Source organism: Calothrix sp. UHCC 0171 (genome assembly GCF_034931845.1).
GTDB lineage: Bacteria > Cyanobacteriota > Cyanobacteriia > Cyanobacteriales > Nostocaceae > Brunnivagina.
This window is the reverse complement of sequence record NZ_JAYGHN010000009.1, coordinates 95652-108627: the sequence shown is the minus strand read 5'-3', so window position 1 is coordinate 108627 and position 12976 is coordinate 95652. Positions and strand designations below refer to the sequence as shown.

The 12976-nt window shown below is 41.1% G+C and carries 9 protein-coding genes; 3 read left to right on the top strand and 6 right to left on the bottom strand.

Features of this window, described 5'->3' with window-relative positions:
* The first annotated feature begins 337 nt into the window (after positions 1-337).
* A complete protein-coding gene (locus tag VB733_RS09625) occupies positions 338-478 on the top strand; it encodes a hypothetical protein (protein ID WP_323339862.1) in 141 nt (46 codons plus the stop codon).
* Positions 479-753: 275 nt separating this feature from the next.
* On the opposite strand, the gene VB733_RS09620 is transcribed toward VB733_RS09625, so the two are convergent.
* Positions 754-2046, bottom strand: coding sequence for a glycosyltransferase family 1 protein (locus VB733_RS09620; protein ID WP_323339861.1), 1293 nt, complete (start codon positions 2044-2046; stop codon positions 754-756).
* A gap of 1067 nt (positions 2047-3113) precedes the next feature.
* Between VB733_RS09620 and glgA the strand changes: the two genes are divergently transcribed.
* The gene (gene glgA, locus VB733_RS09615; protein WP_323339860.1) at positions 3114-4595 is read left to right on the top strand and encodes a glycogen synthase GlgA; all 1482 of its coding nucleotides are present in this window, start codon (positions 3114-3116) and stop codon (positions 4593-4595) included.
* A gap of 551 nt (positions 4596-5146) precedes the next feature.
* Positions 5147-8038 carry an isoleucine--tRNA ligase gene (gene ileS / locus VB733_RS09610; RefSeq protein ID WP_323339859.1) on the top strand — a complete coding sequence of 964 codons (2892 nt, stop codon included), beginning with the start codon at positions 5147-5149 and terminating at the stop codon, positions 8036-8038.
* 166 nt (positions 8039-8204) lie between these two features.
* Here ileS and VB733_RS09605 read toward each other — a convergent pair whose 3' ends face one another.
* The 5 genes from VB733_RS09605 to VB733_RS09585 form a co-directional block, all read right to left on the bottom strand.
* A complete protein-coding gene (locus tag VB733_RS09605) occupies positions 8205-8633 on the bottom strand; it encodes a PIN domain-containing protein (RefSeq protein ID WP_323339858.1) in 429 nt (142 codons plus the stop codon).
* Entirely contained in the window at positions 8630-8860 is a 231-nt protein-coding gene (locus VB733_RS09600) for a hypothetical protein (protein WP_323339857.1), read from the bottom strand. Before VB733_RS09600 ends, VB733_RS09605 begins: the two co-directional genes overlap by 4 nt.
* A gap of 206 nt (positions 8861-9066) precedes the next feature.
* Positions 9067-9591 (bottom strand): hypothetical protein, encoded by a 525-nt coding sequence (locus tag VB733_RS09595; RefSeq protein WP_323339856.1) that lies wholly within the window; start codon positions 9589-9591, stop codon positions 9067-9069.
* A 235-nt stretch (positions 9592-9826) separates the two neighbouring features.
* Entirely contained in the window at positions 9827-10318 is a 492-nt protein-coding gene (locus VB733_RS09590) for a hypothetical protein (protein ID WP_323339855.1), read from the bottom strand.
* Between the two features lie 150 nt (positions 10319-10468).
* Positions 10469-12841 (bottom strand): HDIG domain-containing metalloprotein, encoded by a 2373-nt coding sequence (locus VB733_RS09585; RefSeq protein WP_323339854.1) that lies wholly within the window; start codon positions 12839-12841, stop codon positions 10469-10471.
* Positions 12842-12976 lie beyond the last annotated feature (135 nt).

The following is a 12976-nucleotide window of genomic DNA, read 5'->3' as shown; positions in this document are numbered from 1 at the left end:
CCTGAATTGATTTGGGATTGGAAATTAAGTGGATTTGCACAACAGAAGGTACATTCATATAAGTTTTAGGAAGTTGGAATCATATAAATATATCTATTGGCATACCATATTTCGAGTTAAAAATATCATAATGGAATTAGTCATGTAATTTATTGAGGACAGTGCTGTGTCGAGAATAATTCAAACTATTAGCAACTTTTTGATTCGCGTGTTTGCATTTTTTTCTGTTGTGTTTAAATCGGTTGCAAACTCGATCAAAAATTTCTTTGTTTTTTTTGCTAGCCGCGTCGGTTTGACTCGAACTGATTATTTCTTGGAATCAGATGAGGCGCAAACCATGAAACGGACTGAAGCAAAACAGCGAATTGAAAATAAGCAAGATACTTCTTCTTCGTATACTCCTACCACTAGCCGTCGCAAAAAGGTCAAAATTGATGACTATTTCCTCAAGATGGCTCGTGAAGTAGAAAAAATGTAAGTTTCATCTTTATTTTTGAAAATTTTTTCAGTTAGGAATGGGAATAGAGGGATGCATACATCAAAAAAGAGCAGGAGAACTGCTCTAAAAATGTCTTTATTTCCCAAAAGTATTAAATTGACTGAGAATGAGTGCGTTGGAAATCATATAAAAATAAGTAGTGCAAGCGTCTCGCTTGCTATTTCCCAAAGGTGGAGAAGACTTCGGCGTGAGCACGACTCGACTTGTTCAATTTATTTTTACATGAATACTTGGCGATAATCCCTGAGGAGATATTATTTACTAAATGCTGGTTCCGCTTCTGGTGTTACTACCTTCTCAACTGGGGTTGGCGTTTGCATAATTTGTAAATAAAGTTCGCTCAGTTGATTTGCCACACCATCCCAACTAAATTTACTTTGAACCCGACGTTTTCCAGCTTCACCTAATTTATTTCGCCATTCAGGATTAGAAATAATCTGATCGATTGCTTTGGCAAATTCCGCCACATCCTGCGGTGGTGTCAGTAAACCTGTTTCCCCCGGAACTACGGTAAATTGCAGCCCACCAACATCACTGGCAACTACAGGTGTACCACTTGCCATTGCTTCAATCGCTACTAATCCAAATGGTTCGTAATGACTGGGGACTACACAAACATCCGCAGCCGCGTAGTAGGTAGGAAGAATATCTTGACTGAGACGACCGGGAAATGTAGTACAACCGCGTAACCCTAATTCATCTACAATACCTTCAATGCGATCGCGCTCAATACCATCGCTTTGTCCGAGAACACTCCCACCACCAATAATAATTTGCAGTTTCTCGTCACCATAAAATTGCGACTTTCGCATTGCCCGAACTAAGGTTTCGATACCTTTACGATGATCAAAGCGTCCGACATATAACACTAACTTGGCATCAGGCTCGATATTTAATGCAACTCTGGCAGCGTCTCTATCTATGGAACCAAAGCGTTGTATATCAGTACCGCAAGGAATTATATCAATACTTCCCTTGGTAGAAACCAATTGACGCATATGTGCCCTTTCCTGCGGACTTGTAGCTACTATCCGTTCTGCCGTTTCCAAAACTTTACACTCGGTTTGCAGTCTCTGGCTGGCTATGGGCGGAATATTTTCGACGGTGGCGTACTTGACTGCACCCAGCGAATGATAGGTGTGAACTTGTTTGCTACCAATTACTTTCTTTAAATACATTCCCGCCCAAGCAGACATCCAGTAGTTTGTATGCACTACTTCATAGACAAGATGATTTTCCTGCTGGAAGTTGAGAAATTTATCGATGAACTCCGGTAAATACTCAAACAAATCATCTCGGGGAATAAACTCAAGCGGACCTGCACTAAAACGAATTGTGCGACAACCTGGGGTGTGTTGAACTATTTCTTCTTGCGCTGCACTCACTTGGCGCGTATACATATCAACTTGCCATCCAAGTCGGGCTAGGGCTTCCCCGACATTACGCACGTAGACATTCTGACCTCCTGCTTCCTCCCGACCAATTTCAATTGCGGGATCACCATGGAATGAAATTAATGCAATACGTCGTTCCGATTGAGGGTTCATATGTTTTTGTGTCTGTTATGTTACTGAGGCTTCAGATAGTTCACAGAACGTACTACCATTTTACCTCTTTACTTTGCTGTAGAAAAACTTAAAGATAAATTTGAATTGTTCTTTATTCTAATTTAAAAAGCCCCATATTTGTACATATCTCTTTCGTTAGGACTTTTCTTATATCTCAAGATACATAACATAGTGTTTTTGTTATCATCAGCATAAGTTTTTAGAATCCATTGATATAAGCTGCATCTTTTTCTAAGCCAAGCTTATGCATCCAGTTAAGGTTTAAACAAATGGCAGATTCAATCTCAAATAATGAAAAAAAATTGCCTTTTGCTAGACATATTAACGACATATTTCCAATTAGAAACTGGCAAACAACCAGCGACTGAAGTGTTGGTTTGGTAATTAACTAATTTTTCATCAAATAATTACTTAAACACTTACATTAATATTCTTTTACAACTATTTATTCGATAGCAATATTGGTGTTTTTTAGTTAGCGATTATACTATAAGGCAAATTAGTATTGTTTTTGTTACAAATAATACAATTTCTTAAATAAATTTGACATATATGCTCATGTACAAGCACCTTAATATTACAAGTTGTAAAAATACTTGTAATCTAGCCTGAGACGTAATACTACAAACTTGTATTTAAGCTGCGACGCATCTAATTTGTATATAAGACACGGGCAAGATGCCCGCTACACCAACAATCAAGATAGGTAATTTCTTTTTCGCAAATCACCTTAGTCTGGGATTATGCAATACGGTTCGGTTAGGGAGGAAAAGGGTAAGAATAAGACTGGGAGTATCTATACATATTGATTCTAAAAGCCAATAGCTAAAAGCTAACCGCTAATAGCCATCTTGGCTTAACCAAACCGTGTTGTGGGATTCTGTTAAGTCTTGTTGGTAGGAATTAATTTTTGGATATGAATCTACAGCAAAAGATAGATTTTTGCGGTATTACATTCATACAAATGTTTGTCAATGAGTACATATCCCATATACTTAATATGATGAATCTATAAATAAACTTTTATTAAGCAGGGAGTAGAACAAGTGTACATCGTGCAAATAGCCTCAGAATGCGCTCCTGTCATCAAAGCGGGGGGGTTAGGGGATGTGGTGTACGGATTGAGCAGGGAACTAGAAAATCAGGGGCATACCGTCGAGTTAATTCTCCCGATGTATGATTGTATGCGTTATGACCATATTTGGGGTTTGCATGATGCATACCGCGAGTTGTGGGTGCCTTGGTACAATGGTAGAATTCACTGTTCAGTATACTGCGGTTGGGTACATGGACGGGTGTGTTTTTTTATTGAACCGCATTCGCAGGATAATTTCTTTCATCGCGGTTGCTATTACGGTTGTAACGATGATGTGATGCGGTTTGCCTTTTTTAGTAAGGCGGCATTGCAATTTTTACAACAAAGTAATAAGACTCCAGATATTATCCATTGTCATGATTGGCAAACAGGATTAGTTCCGGTGATGCTGTATGAAATGTATAAGTATCACGGTTTGGAATATCAGCGCATTTGCTACACTATCCACAATTTTAAGCATCAAGGGATATGTGGGAATGAAGTCTTGCAGGCAACAGGTTTGAATCGTCCCGAATATTACTTCCAATACGATAAATTACAGGATAACTTTAACCCATTTGCTTTAAACATGATGAAGGGTGGTATTACTTACTCGAATGCTATCACGACGGTATCGCCCTATCATGCTTGGGAAGCGCAGCACACTGATATTAGTTGTGGCTTGGGACATACTTTATATCAACATCGCGATCGCTTTCAAGGTGTTCTCAATGGGATTGATTACGGTTTTTGGAACCCGGAAAGCGATAAGTACATACCATACAACTACTCAACTACGGAATTTGCACAAAAGTCATATAACAAAAAGGCATTAAGAGAAAGGCTGAAGTTAGCTGATAGTGATAAACCTTTGATTGCATATATTGGTAGACTTGATGCTCAAAAAGGTGTTCACTTGGTTCACCATGCAATTTATTATGCACAGCAACGAGATGCCCAATTTGTTTTGCTAGGTTCAGCCACAGAACCCAGTATTCACAGTTGGTTTGCCCATGAGCAGGAGTTTTTAGCTGAAAATCCTGATGTTCATCTCGAACTCGGTTTTAATGAGGAATTATCCCATCTCATCTATGCTGGTGCAGATATGATGGTTGTTCCTAGTAACTATGAACCCTGTGGATTGACACAGATCATTAGTTTAAAATATGGTACTGTGCCAATTGTTCGCGGTGTGGGAGGATTAGTCAATACTGTGTTTGATTGGGATTATGATCAATTGCATATCCCAGAAGAGCGCAATGGATTTGTCTTCTTTGAAAGTGATAATTATGCTTTAGAGTCGGCAATGGCACGGGCAATAGATTTATACAATCTCAATCCCGATATATTCCAGAAGTTAGCGATTCAAGGCATGGAATATGATTACTCGTGGAAAAATCCGGCACAAAAGTACATTGAAATTTACGACTTGATTCGTCATCAATGGTTATAACGTTGGTAATAATTTCCTAATAGTTGTAACTGTAGATTGGGTGCAGGCACAGGAAATATTTTCCTATTTCACAAATAATATCGGGTTTGCGCCCCAATCCCACAGTAAATGCTGTTAGGAATTAGATGGAAATAAGTAGTGCAAGCGTCTCGCTTGCTATTTCCCAAAGGTGAGCAAGACTTCGGCGTGAGCGCTCAGTCGAACGCTGCCCACACTACAGTAATTTGACGTTTTCGTTTTATACAATTAAGCTGCACATCAACTTAATACTGTCGTCAAGCTGACAAATTACTACAAATAATCCCTCTGCCTACGGCAAAACTTCTCCGCGTCTCTAAGTCTCCATGTCACTCTTAACAATAAGTATTTAACCAGACATGATATGAGCGATCGCATTTTTCCATTTCCGAAATTTCGTGTTACACTCATACTACAAAAGACACTGGAAATCACTATGAAGATGATTATTTCCCTGACAATATTCTCCACTCCTCAACTTCTCACCGATAATAGTGAAAATCTGACCTCATATTCCTTTACCAATCAGTGCTGTGACAGAAGCTAAAAGTTACAAAGATACAGTAAATTTACCCCAAACAAAATTCGACATGCGGGCAAACGCAGTGAAGCGTGAGCCAGAAATACAGCAGTTTTGGGAAGATAACAAGATATACGATCGCCTTTCGCAAGAAAATCCCGGCGATTTATTTATACTTCACGATGGACCACCCTACGCAAATGGTTCGTTGCATATTGGTCATGCTTTAAATAAAATTCTCAAAGATATTATTAACCGTTACCAACTTTTGCAAGGTCGAAAAGTGCGCTATGTTCCTGGTTGGGACTGCCACGGTTTGCCGATTGAGTTGAAGGTTCTGCAAAATATGAAACAGGCAGAACGGCAGAATTTAACACCTTTGAAGTTGCGTCAAAAAGCGAAGGAATTTGCCTTAGAGGCAGTTGATGGGCAACGCGCCAGCTTTAAGCGGTATGGTGTTTGGGGTGATTGGGAAAATCCCTATTTGACGCTGACTCCGGCATATGAAGCCGCCCAAATCGATGTTTTTGGACAGATGTTTTTGAAGGGATACATCTATCGCGGTTTGAAGCCCGTGAATTGGAGTCCTAGCTCGCGCACAGCTTTGGCTGAGGCGGAGTTGGAATACCCGGAAGGACATACATCCCGGAGTATGTATGCAGCTTTCCCGATGGTAAGTTTGGCGGATGCCGCAAAATCATCTCTGGGGGAATATTTGCCGGATTTGGGTGTGGCTATCTGGACGACGACACCCTGGACAATTCCCGCGAATTTAGCTGTGGCAGTGAATCCTGATTTGGATTATGCAGTGGTGGAGGTTTCCCCGCGCCCAGATGCAGAGACGCAGAGTGAGATTCGGTTTAAGTATTTGATTGTGGCAAAGGATTTAGTTGATTCTCTGGCTGAAAAATTCGCGGTGAATTTAACTGTAAAAGCCACAATCAAGGGGAAACAATTAGAACACTCCACCTACAAGCATCCTCTGTACGATCGCGAGAGTCAAATCCTGCTTGGTGGTGATTATATTACTACTGATTCCGGTACAGGTTTAGTACATACGGCTCCCGGTCATGGTCAAGAAGATTACATCACTGGGCAAAAGTATGGTTTACCAATTCTCTCCCCTGTCGATGATGGCGGGAATTTTACCCAGGAAGCAGGACAGTTTGCGGGGTTGAATGTCTTAGGTGATGGCAATCAGGCTGTGATTGATGCCATGTCTGCGGTGGGTGCGTTGTTAAAAGAAGAACCCTATCAACACAAATATCCCTACGATTGGCGGACAAAGAAACCGACGATTTTTCGGGCAACTGAGCAATGGTTTGCCTCAGTAGAGGGATTTCGCGATCGCGCCCTCAAGTCCATCTCAGAGGTGCGTTGGATACCCCCACAGGGCGAAAATCGGATTACCCCCATGGTGAGCGATCGTTCGGATTGGTGTATCTCGCGTCAGCGTAGTTGGGGTGTACCTATCCCCGTATTTTACGATGAAGAAACCAACGAACCATTGATGACGGAAGAAACCATCAATCATATCCGCGATATCTTTGCCGAAAAAGGTTCCGATGCTTGGTGGGAAATGTCGGTGGAGGAATTGTTACCCGAACAGTACCGCCACAACGGACGCAAGTATCGTCAAGGCTTCGACACTATGGATGTCTGGTTTGATTCCGGTTCCTCCTGGGCTTCGGTTGTGCAGCAGCGTCAAGAGTTGGAACGTTACCCAGTTGATATATATTTGGAAGGTTCCGATCAACACCGGGGTTGGTTCCAGTCGAGTTTACTTACCAGTGTGGCTGTCAATGATTGTGCGCCATATAAAACAGTGTTGACGCATGGATTTACCCTAGATGAAAAGGGCTTCAAAATGAGCAAATCCCTGGGTAATGTACTCGATCCGAATCACGTCATCAATGGCGGTAAAAATCAGAAGGAAGAACCTCCTTACGGTGCAGATGTGTTGCGGTTGTGGGTGTCTTCGGTAGACTACACCAATGATCAACGTATCGGTAAAAATGTCCTCAAACAATTGGGAGACATTCGCGGGAAAATTCGCAATACAGCCAGGGTTTTGTTAGGTAATTTACATGATTTTGACCCGGAAAAACATGCGGTTCCCTACGATAAATTACCCGCAGTCGATAAATACATGTTGCACCGGATGACGGAGGTATTTAACGAAGTTACAGATGCCTTTGAAAGCTTCCAATTCTTCCGTTTCTTCCAAACAGTCCAAAATTTCTGTGTGGTAGATTTATCGAGTTTTTATATCGACATCGCCAAAGACAGATTGTACATCAGCACAGCCGACGGTTTTCGTCGCCGCAGTTGTCAAACCGTATTGTACCTGGCACTGGAAAACTTAACCCGTGCGATCGCGCCTGTATTATGTCATTTAGCTGAGGATATCTGGCAGTTTTTACCCTACAAAACCCCCTACAAATCGGTATTTGAGGCTGGTTGGGTAAATTTGGATGCAAAATGGCAAAATCCCGAAATCGCCGCCTTCTGGGAGAAATTGCGGGATATTCGCAATGATGTCAACAAGGTATTGGAACAAGCACGGGTTGATAAAAATATTGGTTCGTCTTTGGAAGCGAAGGTGTTGTTATACATCAATGATGGGGAATTACGTAATTCTTTGCAGGCATTGGAAAATAATAGCAACGGTATCGATGAATTACGTTATTTGTTGATTACTTCCCAAGTTGAACTGTTAGATTCAGCCGAGAAACTTGCAGGATTAAAATATAATTCTGTGGGTGAAAATTGGGGAATTGGGGTAGTTGATGCTGAAGGGGAGAAATGCGATCGATGTTGGAATTATTCCACCCATGTGGGGGAATCAAAAAATGATCCATTGTTATGTGAGCGATGTGTTGATGCTTTAGCTGGAAAGTTTTGATCTCTTTCTGAATTTTAAAAATTATCCCTTTTCGATCCGGAAAGGGATTTTTTATTGGTTGTTATTTTGTGATTTAATCTGAAATGCGATCGCGTTGTCTCAGTAACGTTGGATAGCATTTGCGAAAAGCTGACAATGCGATCGCAATATATAGCTCCTAATCAACTTAACCACCATTTTGTTGCCTGACCTGCTGTAACAACTCCTGAACGGATAACACGGGGATAGGCGAACTCGAAAAACCTTCAGCATCACGAGTTACAATTACTTCTAGACCTTGAGCAACCGCACTAAAAATCTGAACAGCATCTTCAAAATCATTCAATCCAGAATCAAACGCTAACTCTAGAACAGTTCGATCAACTGGACAAATTACCATAGCGGTCAACGTTTCTGAGACTGCTTGCCGCGCTTGTTCAATGCTACGGGTGTGCCTACGTGAGATGTAGAAAATATCTGTCAGTGTTGTCGCTGTAACATAGCCGACAACCTCTCCCTGATCGACTGCCTGAAACAGACGTTCTGCATCTTTGAAAAAAGTCTCTCGTTGCAGTAGAAAATCTAGGACAATATTGGTATCAATCAAAACTTTCACTGGAGGTACTTCTCCACCCGTCGCTCCTCTAACATGGCAGCCACTTCTTCATCAGTGGGTGCAGGTTGGTCTGTTTTTAACAAGCCTCGCATCCGCCCAATTGCAGCAGAGCGTTCAGATTGAGAAACTGGACTCTCTTGAAGGGATTCAACGATGAGAGATATCAACGCGAGGCGATCGCTGGGTGGCAACTTAAAGACTTGTGCCTTCAAATCTGGCGATAACATAGACGGCTCCTATCCTCGAAGTTGTCTACCATCCATTATGAGCGATCTTGCCGTTTATGACCAGATTGCTGGTCGTTACGAACACCTCAACTTCCATTCCTTCTAGAAGCGAGGCAATAGCTTGGCTGATGATCGATTCAACTATTTGATCTTCCCGACGCTGTCTGCATGAGCGTTGTTAGGCTTCACGCTACACAACTAATAAATCACACTTTTTTCCTTTTCAGACCATTTAACTTAACTAATGATGGAACCCTTCTTTCCTGGATTGACATCTGTTTTCGGAATAGCTCGCGGGTAGTAGAAATTTGATTTATGAACCACTCAAGCAATTCTGAATCTTCATGCGCTACACGAGAACGTTCATCCCCGACAGGAAGTCCAGGACTACCATCAAAAGGATAAAGTTGATTATGCAGATACCATAGCTGTATTCCTTGCTTATAAAGTTCATCGGCTTTTTCCACCAGTTCAGCATCAAACAGGAACTCGCCTTCACTAGCTTCAGCATAAAACTGAATGACACGATTATGATGAACCTTTCCCTCACGTACTATTTCACTCAAATATGACATAAATGCCTGGTAAACTCTGAGTCGCTTTTCATACAAATCCTTTCTAAGGGTCAAACGGCTGACTTGATATTGTTGCCAAGCAATATAGACTGTTGTCCCAGCAATAACTGGTGTAAGTAAAGCATTGAGAACATCAACAATTTCTTTAAATGCCATATTTGCTGAAGATTTAAAACGGTTACTTGTTATTCAATCACTAAATATAGAATAATTATATACTGTCAATTTACCTAAAATATCTAAATGTTGGGTTACGACGCAAATGATATTAAACATTAAAATTTGTCGAGTAAAATTTGTCGAGAGATCGCATTCACCAATCTTTCCATAATTATCAAAACCATCATATTGCTAGTGCGATCGGTTTATTTGAAATGTATAATTAATAGGATTAAACTATCATATTGTCTTTTTGTATTTTTCTTTTTCTTTTTTGTTGCTGTGTCCAAGCACAAATATATTGCGCTAATATTTTACCTTCAACTGCACTTTCACGGGCAAGATTAATAAATTCTTTTACTGGTTTAGTCGGATTACCTGGATTAGATTTAGCAAGACTATGAGCGCACTCGTTCCTTTGACAACGCCATTTATCAATATCCTCTGTTAAATCTTCTCGTTCTTTCCAAGGAACTTGCCCATCTATTTTTTTCCATTGTTTAATTAATTCAGCCAAACTTGTTTTGATGCTTGGTAATTTTTCCACATTTTCTGACATTGTTTGTCGATACACCAAATGATTTAGAAGCCTATCTGAGATGATACTTTCAGCGTATATAATAGCTTCTAAAAAAAACTCTTCTTCAATAGCTAACTTAATTCTTTCAAACCCATATTTATAAGATTCGTATTTTCTGATATTCTTGGCTACTTTGACTAACATAATTATGAATCCGATAATCAATACCTAACAATCTTACATTGTGCTTCAGTAATGATCCGGATGTAATGTGTTATTAATTTTTTCTAGCTATCCTACATATCTTTAAGCACCAGCACAGACTATGAACCAAAATTCAATAGCAGCCCCATATCACTTTGGTGGCTGATTACTGGAGCTTAATTTAGGATAGGCAATGCGTTTGTGATGAAACTGCTGCCAAACCTGGACAAAAATATGGGCAATTTGAGACATTTCTGCCCGTGTTAAACCTGAATCCACCAATTGATTATCTTGCCAACGCGCTTTCAGGATTTTGTTTACCATTGTCAGCGCTGCTTCTGGGGTGACATCTTTTTGCGAACGTAATGCCGCCTCACAAGCATCAGCTAACATGGCTATTCCGGTTTCTTTCGATTGGGGAATGGGACCATCATAGCGAAAATCCGATTCCGGCACTATTTCTTCAGGATGTTTTTGTTGCTGTGCTTCCTGGTAAAAATACGCAATTAAAATAGTTCCTTGGTGTTCGGGAATAAATGCCTGAATTGCACTTGGTAGTTTGTACTGGCGAGCCATTACCAGCCCTTCACTAACATGCTTTTTAATAATTTCGGCACTCTTCCAGGGGTCATTAATGGTATCGTGTTTATTTGGTTCCCCCATTTGATTTTCAATAAATCCTAGCGGATCATGCATTTTCCCGATATCGTGATAGAGAACCCCAGCCCTCACCAGTTCGACATTACAATGTAATGCCCGTGCCGCAGCTTCTGCCAAAGTCGCCACAAACAAGGTATGTTGAAAAGTACCCGGCGCTTCATGAGCTAGGCGTTTTAATAAAGGTCGATTGGGGTTGGATAATTCAGCTAGGCGAATTGGTGTGACTAAATCAAATAAAGCTTCTAGGTATGGACTTAACCCTAGTGCTAAGATACTCCAAACCAGCCCTGCAAAACCGTTGAGTGCTGCCGAACCAATTACAGCATACCAAAGAGGTGCGATCGCAGTATTTACTACCAAAAAAACTATTCCCTGCGTCAACCCAATTAATATCCCTAAGATAGCTAATTCTTCCCTTGTTCGCAGTCCTTCTCTACCGGGAAATCGCCATTGTCCCGCCATCAATCCACCCAAAATTCCCCCCGCAGCACTAGGTATTAAATAATGCCAACTCATTTCAGTGCCGATTGAGAGCAATATTGTTAACAATCCCATGACAGTACCGCCAATCGCAGTGCCGTAGAAGCTACCAAGGAGTAAACCAATGGCAGGTAAGCCTGTTAAGGATTGGGTGAAGATGATGAGTAATGGCGCACTTAGGGTGAGGAGCAAAATTAAGAGATAATCGCTTTGGCGTAGTTTGGGGCGAATCTTTCTTTCTACCATGCGGAAAACAGCCACCGCCAATGACACTATGACAGTAAAGCGCATCAGACTGAGCCAATCTATACCGCGTTGACTTAAGTGAAAGTGATCTAATAATACAAAATCAGCTTGAGTAATTTTTTCTCCAGCCTTAACAATCACTTCACTTTTTTGAATGGAGACTATTGTTGGTTCTACTGCTTGGGCTGCTTGTTCGGCAATCAGCTTAGTTTGCTCCATGTCTTTAATTAAATTGGCAGTGATTACCGTTGATAGCAATCGCTTTGCCAAAGATTGTGCGGTTGTCGGCACGGAAACTCTCACCTGCATTTCGATTCCAGAGTTGAGATTATCTTTGGATAGCCCTGGATAGATACCCTGTGCCAACATTCTCTCTAAGGTTTGCTGGAGTTGAATTTTTGTTTCCTGCCAATCAGTATCAGATAGGTTTAAGAAATTGGTATTGTAAGGGGTTTCTGGTTTAGCTATCGCGCTTTTACTCAGGGTCTTGCGGGTGGTAGTATAACGTTGACGAGCTTGAGCGATCGCTTTTAATAGTTCCGAGAAAGCTGGGGCAGAATTCGACTCGCGATAAGTTCGTACTTCTCTTACAGCTACCTGTTGGGCAGAATTTAAACCAGTTAGATTGCTAGTTTTATCCAAGTTTTGGGATACTACCTGCCATTCTGCTACTGATGCTTGTCGCAGGTAAGTTTGCACAGCAGTAGATAATGCTGAAGTTGGCACAAAGGGAAAATCACCCAAATTCTCACGGATTGCATCACCTTTTGCCAATAATTGCCGAAGATTCTGATGAATTTGCTGATTAACTTCGGTATCGACAACCCATACTGCTAAAGCGCCACTACGAGCCTCTCTACGTCTCTCCTCTGTTGTTTTCACATCTTCAACTTCGGCTAAACTGGGAGCTAGCAGGGTTTGGGGAGCTATCTTACCCACATCCAATTTAGGTTGGTTATAAAAACGGTAGCCTAATCCACTGGAGAGAGACACCACAACAAAAACAAACATGCCAGCAGAATGGAAACGCTTGTTTAGATGTATGGACTTGTTCGACATTCCCGCAGGATAGCGACTTGTCGTCAGACATTGCCTATCATTCGGTGTAGTGTGCTTATACCTACGAAATAAACTCAAACATTACCCCCATTTACTACACCAATGTAGTGCTTGTCAAGTCTGCTTAGGCGATATTGATATCAATGACCTATCTATTTTATCTACAATTTTGAGAACTGTTCGATGAGGTTCATTTGCTTCCTTTGCTGTACA

Bases quoted from the DNA above. Each gene is read 5' to 3' on its own strand.
- VB733_RS09625 (WP_323339862.1), top strand. From the start codon at position 338: ATGAAACGGACTGAAGCAAAACAGCGAATTGAAAATAAGCAAGATACT.
- VB733_RS09620 (WP_323339861.1), bottom strand. From the start codon at position 2,046: ATGAACCCTCAATCGGAACGACGTATTGCATTAATTTCATTCCATGGT.
- VB733_RS09600 (WP_323339857.1), bottom strand. From the start codon at position 8,860: ATGTTATCGCCAGATTTGAAGGCACAAGTCTTTAAGTTGCCACCCAGC.
- VB733_RS09595 (WP_323339856.1), bottom strand. From the start codon at position 9,591: ATGGCATTTAAAGAAATTGTTGATGTTCTCAATGCTTTACTTACACCA.
- VB733_RS09590 (WP_323339855.1), bottom strand. From the start codon at position 10,318: ATGTTAGTCAAAGTAGCCAAGAATATCAGAAAATACGAATCTTATAAA.